Genomic DNA, 20,190 nt, shown 5'->3' with positions numbered 1-20,190 from the left:
GTTCCGTCATTCCCATCCTCGGTTGTAAAGTTGAGATTACTACTGTAATCTCCTGCTTTTCGCACTGTTGGTGCTTATAGCAGAACTTGTCGTACTTCTGCGTTAGTTGAACGGTCAACTGGAACTCTTGCGTTAATTCAATAATTTCTCCTACACATTGTTCTACATGCTTGTTCGAACAATCGAGGGTTTTATCACTGTACTTAATGTATAAGGGCAATCGTTCCTCGTAAATAATTATGATTGATTCATTAAATTTTCGGTAATGCCTATAAATATCCTGCAAAGATTGCGTTTAGCTGACCAATAGCTTTATGACAAAAGGAGCAGCTTTCGCGGCTCCTTTTTCCGTTTACCTATCGTTCTGCGTGAGCTTAACTACCCGGATTTTCAAATAATCCCAACACTTCTATTACCTCTGGTTGTCCTATCTATCTCTAACCCTCCAAGAAAACCCTTTAGTTTCAAGCATAATTTTTTGTATAAATTGTTAATCCCTACAAGCAGCTCTGTTTTTTCGTTAATACTGATGTATCCGTATGCACCTCATGAAACAGTTCTCATACATACAAACCCTAAGGGTATAAATGATCCAGACATGGATAAATTATAAAGGCATAACCAATATTTTCAATTTTCACTACCCATTTTGTAAGGATGGTGTTTATGTTTTGGAAGAAGCTTAAGATTGGACACCATTTTGAGAAACCTGAACCTCAGAATACCGTCCTAACGATAGATTCGATTAGACAAATTTTGGCCAACATGGACGATGCAGAAATCATCGAACGCAGGACCAATAATGATCAAATGGTGATGCTTCTCTACATAAGAACATTAATTGACCAAGAACGCTTAAATGAATCCGTTATGGAACCGCTGCTCCACTGTGATCTTGAAGAAATAAATGAATGCATAGCCACAACTAAGGTATCCAGAATTGTCACGATGGAGGAAGGTCAGCAGAAACTATTAACGGGATCCATCCTTCTCTATGAACCTATGAAGAATCAGTGGTGGGCAGCACTTCTTCCAAATCCATTGACTCGCGCCATCGAAACATCGGAAACCGAAACCATTATGTTTGGACCCAAGGACAGCTTCAGTGAGCAAATCGATCAAAATGTGACAATGATTCGCAGACGGCTTCCATCGACATCTTTAAAATCAGAAAGATTTTCTGTAGGTTCTGTAAGTAAAACAGAGGTTGTCATGATGTATCTGGAAGGGGTGACCAATCCCGAATTTATTTCCATTGCAAGAAGTAAACTATCTACCATTGATTTTGATGTTTTTTTGGATTCGTCACATGTTGCTGCATTCATGGAAGATCATTATCATAGTATATTCCCGCAATTTCAACAAAGCGACCGCCCGGATCTATGCGCTTTCACTTTATCGATGGGAAAAATTACTTTTTTAGTAGCCAATACACCATTTGCGTTAACGGCTCCCATCACATTTTTTCATCTATTTCAATCTCCAGAGGATTACATTAATCGCTGGCTGGTTGCCAGTTTTTTGCGGCTGCTGCGATATGTAAGCTATGTACTTTCGTTAATATTAGTCCCGATCTATGTTGCGTTAGCCACTCATCATTATCAGATGCTCCCGATGCAAGTTCTTTTTGTATTATTAGAATCTAGAACCAAATTGCCGTTTACGCCATTTTGGGAAGCATTTTTAATGCTGATTACCCTGGAGATCATCAAAGAAGCAAGTCTTAGGATGCCCACAAAGTCGGGTCAAGTACTAGGCGTGATCGGTGGCATTGTCGTAGGACAAGCTTCCGTTGAAGCTGGTTTTGCAAGCAAAATATTAATTATTTTAGTAGGTGTTACGGCTATCGCTTCGTTTCTAGTCCCTAATTATCTCGTGACAAAATCAAACACACTGCTTCAATTCGCTTTCCTTTTCCTTGCCAACTATATTGGAATGTTAGGGATAGTATTCGGGATAATTGTTATTCTTGTCCATTTGAATAGTATCACATCTTTGAAACAGCCTTATTTCGCCCCCTTAGCTCATCTTTACTGGAGGGATTGGTTAGATCTTTTCATTCGGGGTCCTTTCCATTGGATGAAGGAACGTCCTGAATATTTACATACCCTACAGAAATGGCGAACCAGTCAAAGGAGAAAATAATGTGAAGGCATCTTCCTTATATGAGAGAACGGTCACGTTTGGCGGGATCTATGTCTTTTTCATGGTCAACAGAAGTCAAATGCTATATTTCGTCTTAGTCACTCCTTCCAAATTGGTTTATCCCTATATGATTTGGGCATTAATTGCCGTGGGGATTTTATCACAATTGAATATGATCTTGATTGCAAAATGGTTTTCATCAGACATTTCCACCAAAGGATATCAAGGATTCGTTCAACTATTTGGAAAGCGGACGGTTCGTGTTTTGGCCTTCGTTGGTCTGTTTTTCATTTTTGCTAAAATATATGTAAGTACACTGGGGACTGTGGAAGTGATTAATAGTATCATCTTCCCTTCCATGAATCCTTTGTGGTTGATTTTATTTCTCTTTGGGATTTGTTTGTACGCGGCCTCTCGAGGAATGACGAATGCGATACGCTTTGTCGTTATTGCCTTTTTTGGTTCCGCTTGGATGATTTTATGTTTTATTCCTTTCTTCTTCCCATCGATGGCGTCACTTCACGATTTATATCCCTTGATCCCCGCAGACTGGTCGACAGTCTCCTGGAAGAATCTTTTGTTCATTTGGCAAGCGTTCTCGGGACCGGAGTACTTGGTCTTTATTGGGCCGTGGATAAACCAAAAACAAAAGATGTTGAAATATTTGACATTTGCTAATACCACGTCTGTCTTTGAGTATTTGATTATGTTTGTTGTTTCCTTATTATTTTTTAGTTCCCAATACTTGAACAAAAGCAGATTTCCGGTAACGGACCTTATTCGTTATCTGCAAACTCCTGTTTTGGAGCGAATTGATATCATTTTAATTTGCATGCAAATGTTTTATTATGTGTGGGCCATTTCCCTTTATTTCTTATGGTTCTACGGGGCTATTCGAATAGTTTCAGGAAGATTAAACGAACAGAGCAATCGAATTGGTTTTATAACCTGCTGGATCATGATTTTAATAAGTACGATTATTCTAGACAAGTGGTTTGATGAAACTGAACAGAACCCTTTGATGAACCTACAGATTTGGTTACGGGCATTTACCTACTTGTTCATCCCAACCTTCCTTCTGATTGCTTGCAAACGAAAGGGGCTTATCTAGCATTGAGGCTGTTTAAACATACGATGTTCCTCGTCATAATGAGCAGTATGCTATGGATGATTGGATGCTCCCCATTTGTAGATAACAATCAGATCGAAGAAATCTCCCCTGTGATTTTGTGGTCGATTACTGAGGGTGCAGAAGGGAAGCTAAGAATAAGCACACTGGTACCACCCATATATTCTGAACCAAAAAAAATACTTACCCAAGAAGTCGATCTATTGAAGGAGGGAGGAAAGGATTTTAATTTAAGCTATCATCGGGAAGTAAAATCAGGACAACTTCGTATGGTATTTATTGAACAAGAACTGGCAAAAAAAGGCATTACATCACTTATGAACACTTTATTTACGGACCCTGATATTTCTCAACGCCTTTATATCATCATCGTCAATGGAAGCTTTGATGATTTCATTAAAAATCAAATAAAAACACAAGACGTTCCTGGCTATTTACTTTATCGTTTGCTTAAACACTATGAGTATAAGAAACAAGGAGATATGACTATTGTAAATCTACATCAATTTATGAAAAGGTACTATTCACCATACTCCGATCCAGTGGCTCCTATTTTCAAGGTCGATAAAGAAAATTTTATCTACGAAGGAACTGCCTTCTTCAAAAACGATAAACTGCAAACGAACATTAATAAGAGAAATGAACAAATATTCCAACTGATTGATCATAATCATCACCTTAAAGTCCTTACCATCCCAGAGTTATCAATAACGATGGGGAATGTCACTTCCAAGACAAAGATGAAATTAAATCTCGACTACTCAACATTATCTCTCAACGTCGAGCTCAAAGGTCGAATTGAAGAGTACCGTGGAAAGGGAGATATAGACAACCTTGATCAATTAGCGGTTATTCATCAACAAATAAAATCGCTTTTCGAAAAACAAACAACAGAGCTGCTAAAGAAAATGCAAAATTCGGAAGTGGACCCTCTGGAAATAGGTACTCTTACACTAGGTCCTTTTTCGAAGCCCATGAGCGAGGATGAATGGTCTACTCTCTGGGCGAACGTGAAATTTAACGTTACATATGAGCTTCATATTCAACCTTTGACGAATGTGCGAAAATAAGCTTGCACATACACAGAACGAGAACCATCTTCTTAACGGTTCTCGTTCTGTGTTATTTTCCAATGCAGGCATGCTGGCATTCTTATTGAACTATTCTGCTCGTTAGCGGGGTGAAGGGCTGCCACGCGGCAGCCCTTCACTGTTTAACTCCCTCGGTTCGATTAAGTTTTCTCACGTATGCTCGCTTATTCGCAGGATTTCACCCTTCTTAAAAGACAGGAGGTTTGGAATAGAGTCTCCGTAATAGACCTTGGCAACATGAAGGCGCACTGAAACACAGGGTGAGGTTTACACCCCATATATTTCCATATACTGCACGCTATCTCCACGCCGCCCCTGGAGGTTTTCACTCCCATGTCTCAACGGGTCTATGCCCTCTCATTCCTTCGTTACACCTGTCCAAGGGGTGGAGGCCGGTCTTGCTATCGTTACGGGTCTATGCCCTTTGGTTGAACACATCCGGTACTCCGTGCTTTCTTTTGAAATCCCGCGAATAAGCCAAAATTCGTACGACGAAACGGTTGGATATTACTTAAGTACTTAAGCTGCTAACTGAAGTGGCATTGTTTTAGTAGGGTCGTAGGCTTCGTTGCTGCGGGCCATTCCAACGAGTATTCGGGCTAATTTTCCACACAGTTTCATAAGAGATCTCATTTTCTTCATCTTTTTCATCTGTACATTGTACGCATGCATTGCTTTAAATTCTGGATTGTTCCCTACCATACTAATGGTCATCATATAGATGAAACGGCGCAAACGAGATCGTCCGCGTTTACTTATTTTCATCTGTCCCGTCCATTTGCCTGAGCTTGCTTCTGCAAGGTTTAGGCCAGCATGCCGAAGTAATGCATTGCCGTGTACAAAGCCACTTAAATCCCCTGCTTCACCAAGAATACCAGCAAGTGAAATGGCGTTAATCCCTTTTACAGCAAGCATTGATTTAGCGAAGGGAATGCGGTCTAAAACGGCAGTAATCTCTGTCTCTACTATTTTCAGCTGTTCGCAGGCAAGATCATATTCGGCCAGAAGCTGCTTTAAATGAAGCTTATACGCATAAGTAGCTTGTTTAGAACCAACAGAATGGCTAGCAAGAGCAATAAGTGCTCGAGCCTTAATTTCGCCAGGCTGACGTTTCATTAGGGACTTCCACCCACATACCACATCTTGAGGCTCTAATTTCCTCAGTTCTTCAGGTGTTGAGAAAAGCCTTAATGTGGCCAATGAGCCTTTGCACATAAGGTTTTTAAAGACTTGTCGCAGCTCAGGGAACACAACGTCAACCCAACGATGGATTTGATTCTTCACACTAACGAGTCTCGTTACGACAGAGTCCCGGTTTGAGAAAAAGACTCGAAGTTCTTCAAAGGCTTCAGGTGTGTTGCGAGTGAACGAGTAATAGCCGTTCTTAACCATGTCCGCAATGACGAGAGCATCCTTTTTGTCACTCTTAGATGGCGTATTGTCACGGTTTTCCTTATTCTTTTTCACGAGATGAGGATTGACGAGAACAACTTCATATTAACGCTCAGAGAGCCATTTAGAGACGTTAAGCCAGTAATGACCGGTAGGTTCCATACCAATGATAGCCGAACTAAGGTTATGAGCTGCTTGCAATGAATGAATCCACTCAAGAAGATTTTGAAATCCTTCTTCATCATTCGTGAAGGATATTGGATTGCCGACCACGATTCCACGAAAATTAACTGCACGTGCGACATGTGCTTGTTGAGCGATGTCGATCCCGACAACTAGATGCTGAGCGGTAATTTTTTCAATGAGTTGATTTTGTTTGTTCTGCGATTTAAACTTCATATAGAGCGTCCTCCTGGATGATGGGATTTTAAGGGCTATGACCCGTTGCGTACTCCCATCGTACCGAGGCGCTTGTTTTTTTGCAAAGCTCAAAATTAACGCTCTACAGGAATGCTATCGTTCTGCGTTAGCGCAATGATTCATGCCGAATGCCAAAGTGTGAACACAGTTATACCATGTCCCTACCTCTACCATCAAAGTAAACTTACAATCACTACTCAATCTTTCGTGTGATGATTTCAAAATTCTTAGCCAATACCCAACCATTCAATCCGTATGATGACATAAGAATAATGTATTTATAACCACCTTCAATTAAGATTTGTTCCATTTCATCAATTGAATCATACATCACTGGCCATCCATAGGATTCATGCTGTCTTAATAGTTCAGAATTTTCTTTAATAAATTTAGGAATATCTGATTCATAAATATCAAGAATAATACTGCCTTTCAATTGGTGTTCAAAAAAGTGATTAAACACTTCAGTAAAAACAATATCTGTTTCCTCAATTATTCTATTATCATCATATTTAGTATGTAATTTGATTTGATCATTTTGTAAATCGACTTCATAAGATCATGTACTTTTGACATAATTTATCTCCCCCCCCCTTATGCACGGCTTGCCCAAGTTGAATGGATGGTACTTATACATTAATCTTCGTTCTGTATTTTGTGCTAGTGAGTAAAATAAATTGACGAAGGTTGAAACTGAAATCTGATTCTTCACGTCTATTAAAACAAATAGTTCTTATTTCGAGAGAAGGTATGACATATCAAAAAACTATTTCTCAGTTTCTCAGTTCTATTCGTCATTTGTGCACTCGTTTTTGGTTGTACGCATAAGGGTAACAAGGATATAACTGTAATTTCTCCTTCTAACAACGGAATCTTAATAAGTACAAAAATTATGAAAATTAAGTTAGAGTATAGTCAAATATGCAAAGAAATGGAGAAGCCGCTCTTTGTAGAAAAGATCATTACAAATCCTGAAGAGATCGAATCATTCACTAAAGCGATACATAAAGCAGATAAGATCACAGGCATGCTCGATTATGGCGCTGTTTTTAAAATGTATTTATCATTTGAAAATGGAGTTGAAAAGCATTACGTGTTAAACATAGTCTCGGTTTAATTGTTGATCTAGACAAAAGTGCTCAGGGGTACTCAGTATCTAAGTTTCACACGAAATCTTTGAGGGCAATAATTTATAATACCAAATGATAGCCCCCCTAGCGCGGCGGCCCTCATTTGTATTTAATTATGTTTAGCGGCAGCGACTCACACATGATGAATATCGCCATTCTTTATTACTAGGGAGTTAATTAATGTTAATATCTTACTTGCTACATGAGCGGGATCGGTAAGGTTGCCCTCCAATTTCTGTTTCGAAAAAAATTCCGATAGTTGAAAAACGGAATCACGAGCTGTTTTTTGCATTTCTGTATCCATCATTCCTGGATCAACTGCAAATACTTGAACAGCATTTGGTACACCATCTTGCTCAAGCCCCACACATCGGGAGAACATATTCAGTGCCGATTTAGCCGAACAGTAAAGACTCATACTTTGGGCTGGATACTGAGCCGATCCAGAAGAGATGTTTACAATCCTTCTTTTTACTTCCCATTCGGATGTTAATCTTATAAAACTGGAGGTAAGCATAATAGGTGTCGTTAAGTTCAGTTGTATATTTGCCATGATTTCATCTTGCGTGCAATACTGTATATCTTTGATGGGGGATACTGAAGCGGCATTATTGATAAGTGTTATAGAATCAATCTTACTCGAATCAATTGTTGCAATAATCTCCTGCAAAATAAGATATACGTTCTCTACATGAGTAAGATCAATGGAGTAGAACTTATATCTGTAACCTGAGGCTTGTCTGATGATGTCGTCATTTTCAGTTCGAGATAAGCAAAACACATTGTTTTCTTCTAATAAAAGTTGTCTAGAAATTTCGGCACCAAGTCCACTCGATGCTCCAGTAATAATGTATACGTGGTTCGACAAGATATCACCTCAATTCCAATGGTACAATCAACCCAAATTTTACCACACTGGGTGGTTTTTGTTTTATAAATTAATTACATTTGCTACGTTAGCCTGCACAATAGCTTAATAAGGCTGCCACTCGTTTTTCGCGGTGGTAGCCTCATTTTGTGGTTTATTGAAGTAACGTTCTCCGTTAGATTCCTGTAGATGTATAAATTTCAACTTTGTAAAAAAACGAGCGCCTCTGTACGATGGAAGTGAAATTCTGCTAATAGACGAGCTTGCGTGAGGAAATTAAATCATACCGAGGGAGCGTAGCAATGTTGCTGACGAGCATCTAGCTGTTAAATAATGTACTTGTAATTGCTGTCATAAAAATGCTCATATTCTAACGATAAGAAAATACTTCTATAGTTAAACCTGTTGTTGCATCTACATCGACATTAAATTCACTAATACTTCTGCGATGCTCCTGTTGATAATTTCATTAACTAATGACTGCTGATGGGATTGGGAAAAACACTCATACTCAGCGTTGTGACTCTTACATCACTTTCAGCTTGAACCGAAATAGTTAACAAAAAGGTACCCACAAACCTGAACACCTTTTTTCAAAGTGCCAGTCTATGGGTACCCATTCACCTTTTTTTGGCCTGTCATTTGAACCATCCGTTCTCTTTGAACCGCATAATAGCCTCAATTCGGTTAGTGACATTGAGCTTATCGAGAATAACGGAAATGTAGTTGCGAACGGTACCTCTTGTAATGTACATGTGATCAGCGATTTCTTTCGTATTTTTACCGTCGGCGATCAGGTTCAGCACTTCCTTTTCCCTCTCCGTCAATGGATTTTCTTCATTATATGTCTCATCGACCAACTCTGAGGCATAAATTCGTCTGCCAGCCATCACACTGCGAATCGAGGTAGCCAGTTCTTCGCTTGGGCTATCTTTCAACAAATAACCGTTGGCACCTGCTTTCACGGCCCGTTCAAAATACCCGTATCTGGCAAACGTGGTCAATATAATGACTTTGCAACCCAATCCCTTTAGTTCCTCCGCTGCATCTAAACCGCTCATTATTGGCATCTCGATATCCATGACACAAATGTCAGGCTTATGCAGTTTAACGAGTTTCACAGCATCCTCGCCATTGCTTGCTTTGCCAACGACCTGCATATCCTCTTCCAAATCAAGTAAGGAAGCAAGTGCGCCCAGCAGCATCCGTTGGTCCTCGGCAATCACAATTCTGATCATATCCTCACCTCTCTCTCTGGTGGTATGATAGCATTCGGCACTTTGATAACAATCGTTGTTCCATTGTCTGAGATAATTTCCATACAACCGTTTACAAACTCAAGTCGTTCTTTCATACCTCGTAATCCATTCCCAAGTAACACAAGACATTCTTTCGTCATGCCGATCCCATTGTCCCCGACTTTGATAACAAGATCGCTTAGAGATGGCTCAATGGTGATCGAACATCTAGTAGCACTGCTATGTTTGATAATATTCGTTATCGATTCCTTCAAGCACATGCTCAACACATTTTCATTGATCAGGGAAGTGTTGGTTAACTTCGGTTCTCCCTCTAAAATGAGGTCGATCTCTGCAGCCTTCAAAATTTGTTTAATTCGAAAAATCTCTTCCACTAGTCTCGTTCCACGCATTTGCGTTACGATTTCCCGAACTTCCTTTAACGCAATTCTAGCTGTCTGACGAACATCATTGATTTCGATTTGTGCTTGCGCCGGATTTTTGCTAATTAATTTCCCAGCCAAATCACTCTTCAACCCGATTAATGAGAGCTTCTGTCCAAGTGTATCATGTAAATCGCGGGCGATTCTTTGACGTTCTTCTAGCTTTACCAACTCGGAAATCCGCTTATTTGCATCCTCTAGCTGTCCCTGCAGTTTTTCACTCCTATTTCGGTTGAACGTGGTGACTGGAATGAGAATAACGCCAATTACACTAATGATGATAAAAGGCAATTGCGTAAAATAAACAGGATTTTGAGATACCAATTCATAGTTAATCGTTACAATCGTGGTTACTAGATGGATGCAGTATAACGTAATAAATCCTGCCCGACTTTTCATGGTACCAATAAAAAACGCTAAAAAGAGAGAGAAGTACACATAGCTGAATACGATAGCCATGATAATCGAAATAATAATTTGTATGCTAGTCCAAAAGTACACAATCCATCCTTTCGATAAGAAGGACAGTACATAACAACTAAAGAAAACCATAATCATGATAGTGCCTAATACAATTTGGTATGTGGTAGAAGAACGAAAGATGAAATAAAAAGGGAGGATATAGAAAACAACCCACACATACGGACTAAGACCGGTGTTTTTGTAAAAGATTTGATACCACTTTTGCATAGTCCGTTTAGCCTCTTTTTCTTCAACATAATTTAATTATATTTTAGCATAAACATGAAACGATGTATTTACTGCCCTTGCAAGCTTGATTTACGGACTTTTACTTTTATTGGGTTAAGCAAAGAATCATGCTCATCTACCTTACGGTGCACCCGATTTTTATTTTTATAACCGACAAACGTTTTGTTATGCTCATCCCATAGACGGAAACTTAGCGACTTCAAACTGGTGCCGATTGTAATGGTCGTTGCTTTTTGAAGCAGAGGTGTGGCATTATGCGCCTTTTCCAAATTATAATTTGGCACTTTCGGACTCAAATGATGGACATGATGAAACCCAATATTTCCAGTAATCCATTGCAAAAGCTTCGGCAGCTTATAGTAAGAGCTTCCATCTACCGCGGCTTTCACATAACTCCACTCATCCTCATTCTCGAAGTAGGAGGATTCAAATTGATGTTGCACATAAAATAGCCAGATTCCCATCAAGCCCGCTATGAACATGATTGGAGCTTGGATCAGAACAAACGACTGCCAGCCAATTATCCAGTTCAGTCCCCCATATAAAGCAAGGATGGAGACATTCGTCATATAAGTACTGATTCTTTCCTTTCGTCTTGCACCTTTCGTATTAAAGCGGTTCGTAAATAGGAACAAAAAGATGGGACCAAGTCCGAACATAATAAATGGATTCCGATATAACCGATAAGCAATTTGAACCCATATGGAAGAAGCCGCATATTCGTCGACGGTAAGTACCCACATATCACCTACTCCACGTTTCTCGAGGTTACTGCTCGTTGCATGATGGATAGAATGACTATTCTTCCATTGCTGATAGGGAAAGAGTGTAAGGATACCCGTAATCGTACCGATTATTTCGTTAGCTCTACGGCTTTTGAAGAAAGATTGATGACAACAATCATGGAAAATGATAAAAGTTCGTATAACGAAACCGGATGCGATGATCGTAATCGGTAGTGTGATCCAATAGGATATAGATAGGCTTAGATACGCAGCTATCCATAGAACGAATAAAGGTCCTATGGTGTTAATTAATTGTTTGATACTATCCCTCGTATTTGATTTTTCATAAGGGGCAACCTGTTTTTTTAAGTTAGTTAGCGTGGATTGTGTCATTGTGTAGTTCCTCCTCGATATGGTGCGCAGGACTTTAGCGAATATCAGTTGTAGTATCTTATATTCATTATAGATATCGCTTTCAATTCGTTGCAGTCATAAACATCATGTAGCGGGTATGACAAATGTCATATAGGAAGAGCAAGGGAACCATTAACATTTGCTTATTACATTTTTGTGTGCTAACATAAGGTTATAAAACAGCTTTGACATAAACTCACATATTGAAAAAGTGATCATTTGTGTAATGGTGCCTTTTTCAATGTGTGATTTTTTTTGTTTAAAAAAGCATGTTAATAACAATTTGGAGGTAATTTTATTATGGAAACAGGAACAGTGAAATGGTTTAACGCAGAGAAAGGCTTTGGATTTATTGAAATGGAGGGCGGAAATGACGTATTTGTTCATTTCTCCGCTATTCAAGGGGATGGATTCAAATCGTTGGACGAAGGACAACGCGTTGAATTTAATGTAGCTCAAGGCAACCGCGGTCCTCAAGCCGAAAATGTTGTAAAACTGTAATTCACAGTGAACTGTCCTTAACAAGTGTTAAGGGCAGTTTTTTTATCTAAGGAGGAGAAAACTATGTATTTTCGAAGAAAATCGTTAGAGGATCTCATTCATGAAAACACGAAAGTCTGGGCATGCGATAAAGAAGATTGTAATGGGTGGATTCGGGACAATTTTTCTTTTGAGTACGTCCCAACTTGCCACCAATGCCTCTCTCCCATGATTAGTAGCTTGAAAATGCTCCCTATCATTTCTAACTCCAATAAAAATATGAAGTCTCTTCATAAAGGCAGACTAATCTCCTAGTCGAGTAGCCCAGTATATTTGATGTCCGTAATCGCGAAGCACGCATGGGAAAAAGCCGCAAAACGGTGAAGAGGTGCAACTTCCTGCAGGTAAAGTTCCTATAGTCACGGCAGGAATTACTCTGAAAGAAGCTTTAAATTAAGCTTAAAGTCACCAAATGCTAATATAAAATAAAGATGTTACTACATCAGAAAAGCGGTTTTCTATCAACATAAGTACACATGATTCAAGCGTTAGTGTCGTATTTTCTACTATTGATGACATTATTAATTTTTATTCCAAACAGGGTTTGCAGACAAAAGCAGCCAATCTGAGCAATTTAAAGAATGACACAAGTAATGAAAGGGATGCTTTTCGAATCGAAAGGTCAGAAACCTCTTGGTAACCGTCAATACCGATTCAGGTTGTTCCATCAAATCTTCTGCCACATCAATAGTAAAAAATGCTGTTCCTGCACCATAGTTGCCTGCATAATAAAAACGGTTTTTGAACATTCCAGAAGCAATACTTGCAATTACATGTCCTTCATTATTGGTCGCAGAGATCTTTTCTTTTGTCAGTTCAGGAATGTTGTTCTTAATACCATAAGCTTTTAGCTTAATTGCCTGTGTCAAACTATTTGAGGAAATCTGTGCCTGAGAGTTTGCCCAAGCCCATAACCAAGTGTGTGATTGGTGCGAAACACTACCTAACATTTTTGGCAGCCAATATGCAGGCTGCCGTTTCTTTGTATTTATTGAGCTATCCATCTATGTATTTAATAACTAAGCAACAAAGCCCGCTGACGCTCAGCGGGCTTTAACTATTTTACGGGGCTTGTAATTAGCGGGCTTAAACGTCTTCGCGATCTTGGGGACATCGTCATTGATCATGCGCCTAAGAAGGTTTAGCTGCTTGGCGTATTTTTTGTTGAAGCCATCCTTTGATTTGTTGTCGAAAAACTCAGCGGGAGGCTCCTCCGGCGTGTAATAGGCGAATAGGCGCCCGTTCCCCGCGTAGAGGACGATGGAGGGCGAGTCTTCATAGCCTTTGTCGCGCCATTGCTTTCGGGTCATACGGTACATACTTACGGTGAAAATGTCTGTATACACTTTGCCGCGATACTTGAACAGAAATTGCACGCCGTATGCCTCATCGCCAGATCGGCCCGATCTTTTGATAACCAAATATGGTTTCCACCAATCAGGGATACGCATACTGAATCCATACTTGGGATCGTTATATTTGATAACCGTTGCCCCCTTTTACAACTATTCATAGCTATAGGATATTCGGAGCAACTTGAGTCGGTGTCAGTAAAAACGGATCTGCAAAGGAGATGCTCATGCCCAATCGCGATACGATCGGCGGGCACGCGAAAGCTGGCGCTCAAACAATCCGATAAAGTGGTTTTATTTTGATAAAAAACCGAGTACGATCAGTTGAAATACATTTTCTATGCAAATAGAGTCAACTTTGTAAAGTGAAATATTTATTAAAAGGTAGGAGCGGGTGATTCGTCTATTTTCATACGGAGTAAACTATAAGGCTTCTGGCGCAGGTCATTTCCGTAATGAAATCTTGCCTGCCGATGTAATTGGTTCACGATGAAATATAAGTATTGATCTGGACCAATCGAAAAAGTATCCGGCCATAAAATTCTCGGATCATGTGCGATCGTTTCCATGATGCCATTCGGCAATATCTTTCGAATACTGTTATTTTCGTAATCTCCAGCATAAAGGGTTCCTTTTGCACCGGTGATCATTCCATCTGAAGCACCTTTTTCTCCCCAATACTTCACATGATCCTGTAAATTCATATCCGGTATCGTTCGGTCTCTTAGGGCTTCCGTTGGAATCGAGTACAGATGACGACTGGAGAGAGGACAAAAATACAACATCTTGCCGTCCGGGGAAATCGCTATACCATCGGATGCCAATCTAAAGGGTGAAGTAGATCCGTCTTGGTTTCGATTCATCAGGATTTTACCTTCAACTTTCGGTAAGAGATAGGGATCCGGCGAAGTTGAATTTGCCCCATTTAACCGTCTCCTGGCATAGCCCGTTTCTAAATCAACGACAATAATGGCGCCTGGTCCTCGGGAAGACGAATCCGTTATATAAGCATAACCTGCTTTACCAACACGAAAATCAAATCGGACATCATTCAGATAAGTGGTTGGCAGGACAACATCTTCCGTAAATGTATATACACTTCTTATGGAATTTGAATTTAAATCAACAGCGACTAACTTCGCCCCCCCTTTGATGGGTTCTGAGAAATTAGGAGCTCCTGTATCCAATACCCAAAGCGTACCTTTTCCATCAGCAACTACACTTTGGACACTAATGAAGGACGTTGTGATATTATATTGGCTTACCACATTAGCGTCTAAACTAGGATAAGGCTGTAATGTACCGCCAACGATTTCAGCCACCGTAAATTTAACATCGTCTCCCCATTTTGGCATGCAAACAAAAATGCGCCCAGTTTCAGAAACAGTAACGCCTGTAGGCATGGCCCCGTAAAATAAAAAAACCGCTTCAAACTTACCAAAATACCTTTCACTCGGTAACATCATTTGTATAAAATCCTCCTCAACCAGGTTCGAACTGCTATCACCTATATATGACTGAATGTGGTTCAAGTGCCTGGGATAATAAAATATTTTCCCTCCGCTAAAAAGACTCAAAAGTGAAATAGCTTCCTCGAAAGATGAGGAAGCTATTTCACTTTTGAGCCTTATTTTTTTAATGTTAATATTGAGCTCCCCCGGTTCGATTGGTTCTTACTCTATGGTTATCCATTGAAAAAGGGGGGTAGATCAACTAGCTGTATCAATCGACTCAATAATTATTTTTCGATCAAAATCGAACGCTCATAATTCAGCGCTTAATCCGTTGGAAACCGCACAGCAGCAAATGTTTCTTTCAGCTTGTAGTACGATTTCTTCAACCGTTCGTGTGTTTGAGGATAATCCCACCCTTTCCATTGATAGAACGGCATGTCATTTGCACGAAGCACGCCGTTGCTTGCAGATGGCAGGAAGTCAGCAATTGCGTCCCCCCCTAGATGCTGCGTGGTGTCTTCGTCTGGTTCTGGCCTATAGGTGACGACTGCAACGTGGAAGCCTGGTGTTTGCACGCTTGCATCAAGGCCCTTCTCCCTAATGTCTCCAACCGCTTCATGCATGCTGGGATCTTTGATATTGAGTAGTTGCCAGGGAATGCGCAGCTCGACAATCGCATCCTTGGCATTTACAGCCACATCCGTAAGAGAATCGTATTGCGGACTGTCCGGGTCACCATCGCCGAAGCGAAGCAAGCCTGTTTCGTAGGATTCGAAGGGAATAACCGCAGCGTCACCTTGCCGATTCGGAATCGTCAACGGCTTATTTAACGTCAGCATCTGTTTGTGGAATACGCCATTGTTTTTCTTGTCCGCAAATGCGGTCTGCGGAATCATGTTGAGCATGCGGCCATACTGCAGTTCGTGCAGATCGTAATAGCTGTCTATCCATATCCGGGAGGTGTTCGGTCCTTTGACATCGATCGCAAAATCAAACCCAGCATCGCTTGTCAGTACGCCACCCGGCAATTTCGTCTGCCCTTGGCCTGGCACCGTATCGAGCATAATCGTCGCATTCGTTCTCGTCCAATCGAGCGGCTTATCGCTCTTACCAAAGTCGAGACGGAAGTAGACATACCGTTCGTCACTTGCCATATACAGACGGTCAACTTGCCGTTGCTCGTCGTACCCGTCATTATATTTCTGCAGGGCGCTTGCGCCCGTTTTGCCACCAACAGCAAACGGCTTGATACCCGCTTTCTCCCAGTCATTCGTTTTCCCATCCACTTTCACTAACAGCTCTGAGGCACCAGGATCAAAGCCCATTAACCCGAAGTATTGCTCACTCGTCTGAACGTTTGACCAGAATGGACGGCGATCGGGATTGTCGTAGTCCATGTTATTCCAAGTCCGCTTGAACCACTCGTCCTGCCAGGAGAATACAAGCCCGCCGGCCATTCCTTCCTGATAGATGTCTTCGAACAATCGACTGTCAATGTCCCCTTGCTCCTCCTCGGACAAAAAGCCTTGATTCCAACCGCTGACATTCCGATGCGTCATACCGCGTGAAGAGGGAACGCCGAACTCTGCTACAACGACCGGCATCCGGTGCGCCTGTTTCAGTTCCCGCAGGTAACCTGCGTAATTATTCTTTTGCCCGCGATGATCGATGTAATCAGTATACTTCGTTTCGTAGTTCAAGAAATCCGGATAATAGGGATATACGTGATACGATGCGAAATAACCGGCTTTGAGCGAGGATGTTGGCCAGATGACATTCGGATTGATAGATACGGCGTCCTCCTTTTCACTCGGTTCTGCTGGATGCTTCAACAGATCGGTCGTCACCCAGTTCGTAAAACTGATAGGTCGTTGCCATGTGTATGTTTCCGTTTCATACTTGACCGTATCGTCCATTGCTTCCGCTATCCACGACTCGAAGGGAGATGCCTTTTCCGTCCGGAAGTAGGTACCTTGGAAATCCGGCGCATTTGCATGCTTGGCGTTCGTTGAGATAACAACTTCAGGATCCCATTCGACCCCGATGATCCAGCCGAGCACATACTCCGAAATGTCCGCTGTATAAGAGCCTGAAGCATGGCCAGGCCTTACTGGAATTTTGGCGTTACCGTGGATCACGTCAATCGTACGTCGTGTTTCCTCAGCAAAATCTTGTGTATTCTCATCGGCAAACACGTCTTCTGACGCGATAAGCTTGTCCTCGTTCATCCAGATGCCATGCAGCACATATAGCGGATTTGCCGCCTTCTTATTGTACGCTTCAAGCGCCTCGTAAAAAGCTGGTGGATGCAGCGTATAGATCCGCAATACATTCGCATGCATGTCACCAATTTGCTGAAACCAGCGCAAATATTCGTCTTTTGATATCGCCGCTTCGCCCGGGAAATGCCCCGGTTTGGCAATGCCCATATTAACGCCCTTCAGCAGTATATCTTGCGGTGTACCATTGTGGTATACCTGCAAATAGCGGCTCCCGACGTTCGCAGGAATCGTCAATCCATCCACCTTCACGGTCTCCACATGCTTGCGAGAAGTGAGAATACCAGACATCCAAACCGTCGCGACAACACCTAGGAGCAGCGCAATACCGGCAGAAGCAATAAATATTTTCCGTTTCATATGAGGGCTGTACCCAGCTTTACGTATTTTTCTCATTTGCCGCTGCCCCCTTGACCTACGGAAATGCCTTTGCGAACCATGTCTCCCCACTCTTGCCGTTTTCCGAGAATCGCTTGTACAAGACCTCGGCATCGCCATACCGTTTGGAGCGGCCGATACCAGAATGATTCCGACAGCGCCCACCAGAATAACCGAGATACATCGGCTACTCGATTGTATCTACCCATTCCCCATTCCTCAAGAAGTACCGCCCCCATTGATAAAAAGGAGCCGTACAAGATCATGGCGATGAGTAGCAACGCACTGAAAACGATGTTGACATCGCCGATCAGCCCATGCACGGCAAGGATCACATATCCGACCAACTCAACGACTGGGCCGAGCAGTTCCACGAATAGAAAATACGGCATCGATACAAGTCCGATTCGTCCGTAACGCGGATTGAGCATCATGCCGCGATGTCGCCATAGGCTCTCAAACAATCCACGATGCCAACGTATGCGCTGCCGCTTCAAATACTTCAATTGCTCCGGCGCTTCCGTCCAGCACACAGGATCGGGAATATATGCGATGTGCGCCTTGCTCTTCTTTTGGCGAATTAAGCGATGCAGCCTTACGATTAGCTCCATGTCTTCCCCGATTGTGCCTGTCTCGTAGCCGCCCGCTTCCATCAGCCAATCTTTGCGAAACACGCCGAACGCGCCGGAAACGATCAGCAACATATTCATCTTGCTTAACCCGATTCTTCCCATAAGGAATCCTCGAAAATATTCGATGACCTGCATGATGACAATCGAGTTGCGTGGCAAGCGAACATCCTCGCCCAGGTAACCACGGTCGACGACGCTTCCGTTGGCGATGCCGACACTACCGCCGCAAGCGATGATTTCTTCTCCAGGTTTTGCTTCCACGATCGGCTTCATAATTTTAAGAAAAGCGTCCGGATCGAGCACGGTATCACCGTCTAACGACACGACATACGGATAATGCGCCAGATTGATTCCAGCGTTCAACGCATCGGCCTTGCCTCCGTTTTCCTTATCAGCCAACCTGAGGTTTGGATGGATGCGTGACTGGTAAATACCGCGAACCAGCTTTGTCTCTTTGTTTAATCCAGACCAACGTACTTGATGCTGGACTTCGAACATATCAAACTCGTCGATCATGTTCTGTTTGGTCGCGTCTTTGGAGCCATCGTTCACGACGATGATTTCATACGTTCCGTAATTGATGCCGAGCAAAGAGCGGACGCTGTCCACAATGTTGAGCTCTTCGTTGTAAGCTGGTACAAGGATGGATAAAGGTGGACTAAAAGATGAGTGCATCATTTCTTCATTTTGAAAAGATACGGATTCTGCCTTCTTACGAATCGTTCGAATCGCAACGAAAAACAGGACCAAGTAAAAGAGCATCGTCATAAAGATGTAGACGACAATAACAACCGAGCCGATCGTTGAAGCCACGGTGATCCATTCACTCCACGTTGCGTTCATAGCTTCTCCTTTCGAGCATCTCTTCCGCCGTCTCACGTGCATAACGATCCCCATGCAGCGAGGCAATGCGTGTAAGATGTGCATGGCCATTCGAATACCGACTGATGGAGTGGGCAGCTTCAATACGGACAGCATATCGATCGTCACCGATCATTTGTTCCAGAAGCTTTTGGTAATCCGCATTCCTTACTTCCCCCATCAATCGTGCAGCCATTAGTCGTTCTTCCCACGGATATTGACGCCAATTGGTATATCGAGCAAGATGAGCGTTCTCTGCTTCCTGGCTCATATATCCGAAACCCGCTGCCGCTTTTAGCGCTCTAATCCGCAGTTCATCGGATGGCGAGCCCATCAATCGCTCTATTAGAGCAAGGTAACGTTCCGTGCGAATATTACGGGTCCGCAACACATCAAGAAGGTTCCGCTGCAACAAGTCATTGCCCATGTCGAATCGATCAATGAGCTCCTCAAGCAGTCCCGTTTCTAACGCCATCAACAATTGACGGTAGCGGTGATCGGATAGCGGCGGCAGCGGTCTGTAAACGCCAAGGAGCAAATTCAATAACTTTTTATCCTGGAAAGCCGCCAGCACCCGTAAAGTCGCCAATAACTCCTCCGAATCAATCCGCTTGTCCTTCAGAATAGCGGAAACTTCCTCGCCAAGCCCTTTCATTCGAAACAAACCGATATGAGCAAGCGTACGCAGCCGTACTTCTAGCTTACGGTTGCTCAAACGGTTTCGATATATAGATCCAAACAACTCTTCGGCAAGATGACACACCCGCTCCTGTTCCACTTGCGTTCCCCCCACGCGAAGCCGGTGTGTTAAGTAAGCTTCAAGGGCGTGCCACTGCCACGGATCATGCGGTGATATCCGACGTGATGTCTCTCCCTTCGTCACATAACGCTCGATCGGTGAATCCGGCATCGAAGCCAACGACGACCATGCCGCTATCTTGTTGCGTCTTTTGTTCCATAGCCATTTTCGGGCAATCAAGTAACCATA

General features: G+C 42.2%; 17 protein-coding genes and 1 pseudogene. 6 read left to right on the top strand and 12 right to left on the bottom strand.

Annotated features, from left to right (window positions below; genetic code table 11):
* The first annotated feature begins 666 nt into the window (after positions 1-666).
* The 3 genes from MJB10_RS04405 to MJB10_RS04395 are packed head-to-tail and all read left to right on the top strand — an operon-like array spanning position 667 to position 4,344.
* A complete protein-coding gene (locus MJB10_RS04405) occupies positions 667-2,145 on the top strand; it encodes a spore germination protein (RefSeq protein WP_314802086.1) in 1,479 nt (492 codons plus the stop codon).
* A gap of 1 nt (position 2,146) precedes the next feature.
* On the top strand, positions 2,147-3,256 hold the full coding sequence (locus MJB10_RS04400) for a GerAB/ArcD/ProY family transporter (protein ID WP_314802084.1): 1,110 nt from the start codon (positions 2,147-2,149) through the stop codon (positions 3,254-3,256).
* A 23-nt stretch (positions 3,257-3,279) separates the two neighbouring features.
* Entirely contained in the window at positions 3,280-4,344 is a 1,065-nt protein-coding gene (locus tag MJB10_RS04395) for a Ger(x)C family spore germination protein (RefSeq protein WP_314805470.1), read from the top strand.
* A gap of 540 nt (positions 4,345-4,884) precedes the next feature.
* Here the strand turns inward: MJB10_RS04395 and MJB10_RS04390 are convergent.
* The 6 genes and pseudogenes from MJB10_RS04390 to MJB10_RS04365 all read right to left on the bottom strand — a co-directional run bounded on the left by MJB10_RS04390 (position 4,885) and on the right by MJB10_RS04365 (position 11,685).
* Positions 4,885-6,156 (bottom strand): annotated as a pseudogene (locus MJB10_RS04390) (IS110 family transposase).
* 214 nt (positions 6,157-6,370) lie between these two features.
* Positions 6,371-6,640: a hypothetical protein gene (locus MJB10_RS04385; RefSeq protein ID WP_314802082.1), complete on the bottom strand. Its 270-nt coding sequence runs from the start codon at positions 6,638-6,640 to the stop codon at positions 6,371-6,373.
* A gap of 800 nt (positions 6,641-7,440) precedes the next feature.
* On the bottom strand, positions 7,441-8,175 hold the full coding sequence (locus MJB10_RS04380; protein WP_314802081.1) for an SDR family NAD(P)-dependent oxidoreductase: 735 nt from the start codon (positions 8,173-8,175) through the stop codon (positions 7,441-7,443).
* A gap of 638 nt (positions 8,176-8,813) precedes the next feature.
* Positions 8,814-9,413 carry a response regulator transcription factor gene (locus MJB10_RS04375; protein ID WP_314802079.1) on the bottom strand — a complete coding sequence of 200 codons (600 nt, stop codon included), beginning with the start codon at positions 9,411-9,413 and terminating at the stop codon, positions 8,814-8,816.
* Positions 9,410-10,546 carry a sensor histidine kinase gene (locus tag MJB10_RS04370; RefSeq protein WP_314802078.1) on the bottom strand — a complete coding sequence of 379 codons (1,137 nt, stop codon included), beginning with the start codon at positions 10,544-10,546 and terminating at the stop codon, positions 9,410-9,412. Before MJB10_RS04370 ends, MJB10_RS04375 begins: the two co-directional genes overlap by 4 nt.
* A gap of 68 nt (positions 10,547-10,614) precedes the next feature.
* Positions 10,615-11,685, bottom strand: a complete 1,071-nt coding sequence (locus MJB10_RS04365) for a fatty acid desaturase (RefSeq protein ID WP_314802076.1) — start codon at positions 11,683-11,685, stop codon at positions 10,615-10,617.
* Between the two features lie 321 nt (positions 11,686-12,006).
* Here MJB10_RS04365 and MJB10_RS04360 point away from each other — a divergent pair, with 321 nt between their 5' ends.
* The 3 genes from MJB10_RS04360 to MJB10_RS26665 all read left to right on the top strand — a co-directional run bounded on the left by MJB10_RS04360 (position 12,007) and on the right by MJB10_RS26665 (position 12,643).
* Positions 12,007-12,207 carry a cold-shock protein gene (locus MJB10_RS04360; RefSeq protein ID WP_056625586.1) on the top strand — a complete coding sequence of 67 codons (201 nt, stop codon included), beginning with the start codon at positions 12,007-12,009 and terminating at the stop codon, positions 12,205-12,207.
* A 63-nt stretch (positions 12,208-12,270) separates the two neighbouring features.
* Entirely contained in the window at positions 12,271-12,501 is a 231-nt protein-coding gene (locus tag MJB10_RS04355; RefSeq protein WP_314802069.1) for a cold-shock protein, read from the top strand.
* Between the two features lie 73 nt (positions 12,502-12,574).
* Complete coding sequence (locus tag MJB10_RS26665; protein ID WP_397386614.1) at positions 12,575-12,643, top strand: hypothetical protein; 69 nt, start codon at positions 12,575-12,577, stop codon at positions 12,641-12,643.
* Between the two features lie 124 nt (positions 12,644-12,767).
* Here the strand turns inward: MJB10_RS26665 and MJB10_RS04345 are convergent, their stop codons facing one another.
* From MJB10_RS04345 to MJB10_RS04320, 6 genes are all read right to left on the bottom strand, one after another.
* Positions 12,768-13,250, bottom strand: a complete 483-nt coding sequence (locus tag MJB10_RS04345) for a DUF6882 domain-containing protein (RefSeq protein WP_314802068.1) — start codon at positions 13,248-13,250, stop codon at positions 12,768-12,770.
* A 39-nt stretch (positions 13,251-13,289) separates the two neighbouring features.
* Positions 13,290-13,667, bottom strand: coding sequence for a hypothetical protein (locus tag MJB10_RS04340; protein ID WP_314802066.1), 378 nt, complete (start codon positions 13,665-13,667; stop codon positions 13,290-13,292).
* Positions 13,668-13,975: 308 nt separating this feature from the next.
* Complete coding sequence (locus tag MJB10_RS04335; protein ID WP_314805469.1) at positions 13,976-15,061, bottom strand: L-dopachrome tautomerase-related protein; 1,086 nt, start codon at positions 15,059-15,061, stop codon at positions 13,976-13,978.
* Between the two features lie 314 nt (positions 15,062-15,375).
* The gene (locus tag MJB10_RS04330; protein WP_314802064.1) at positions 15,376-17,727 is read right to left on the bottom strand and encodes a hypothetical protein; all 2,352 of its coding nucleotides are present in this window, start codon (positions 17,725-17,727) and stop codon (positions 15,376-15,378) included.
* Positions 17,724-19,184, bottom strand: coding sequence for a glycosyltransferase family 2 protein (locus MJB10_RS04325; RefSeq protein WP_314802063.1), 1,461 nt, complete (start codon positions 19,182-19,184; stop codon positions 17,724-17,726). Before MJB10_RS04325 ends, MJB10_RS04330 begins: the two co-directional genes overlap by 4 nt.
* Positions 19,165-20,181, bottom strand: a complete 1,017-nt coding sequence (locus MJB10_RS04320; protein ID WP_314802061.1) for a HEAT repeat domain-containing protein — start codon at positions 20,179-20,181, stop codon at positions 19,165-19,167. The genes MJB10_RS04325 and MJB10_RS04320 overlap by 20 nt, the downstream gene beginning before the upstream one ends.
* Positions 20,182-20,190 lie beyond the last annotated feature (9 nt).

Origin of the sequence: Paenibacillus sp. MBLB1832 (assembly GCF_032271945.1) — a bacterium.
Taxonomy (GTDB): domain Bacteria; phylum Bacillota; class Bacilli; order Paenibacillales; family NBRC-103111; genus Paenibacillus_E; species Paenibacillus_E roseopurpureus.
The sequence above is the reverse complement of the archived record's forward strand: the minus strand, read 5'-3'. Positions and strand labels throughout refer to the sequence as shown.

Coding starts and splice junctions, on each gene's coding strand:
- MJB10_RS04405 (WP_314802086.1), top strand. CDS start 667: ATGTTTTGGAAGAAGCTTAAGATTGGACACCATTTTGAGAAACCTGAA.
- MJB10_RS04395 (WP_314805470.1), top strand. CDS start 3,280: ATGTTCCTCGTCATAATGAGCAGTATGCTATGGATGATTGGATGCTCC.
- MJB10_RS04375 (WP_314802079.1), bottom strand. CDS start 9,413: ATGATCAGAATTGTGATTGCCGAGGACCAACGGATGCTGCTGGGCGCA.
- MJB10_RS04370 (WP_314802078.1), bottom strand. CDS start 10,546: ATGCAAAAGTGGTATCAAATCTTTTACAAAAACACCGGTCTTAGTCCG.
- MJB10_RS04365 (WP_314802076.1), bottom strand. CDS start 11,685: ATGACACAATCCACGCTAACTAACTTAAAAAAACAGGTTGCCCCTTAT.
- MJB10_RS04360 (WP_056625586.1), top strand. CDS start 12,007: ATGGAAACAGGAACAGTGAAATGGTTTAACGCAGAGAAAGGCTTTGGA.
- MJB10_RS04355 (WP_314802069.1), top strand. CDS start 12,271: ATGTATTTTCGAAGAAAATCGTTAGAGGATCTCATTCATGAAAACACG.
- MJB10_RS04345 (WP_314802068.1), bottom strand. CDS start 13,250: ATGGATAGCTCAATAAATACAAAGAAACGGCAGCCTGCATATTGGCTG.
- MJB10_RS04335 (WP_314805469.1), bottom strand. CDS start 15,061: ATGTTACCGAGTGAAAGGTATTTTGGTAAGTTTGAAGCGGTTTTTTTA.
- MJB10_RS04330 (WP_314802064.1), bottom strand. CDS start 17,727: ATGAGAAAAATACGTAAAGCTGGGTACAGCCCTCATATGAAACGGAAA.
- MJB10_RS04325 (WP_314802063.1), bottom strand. CDS start 19,184: ATGAACGCAACGTGGAGTGAATGGATCACCGTGGCTTCAACGATCGGC.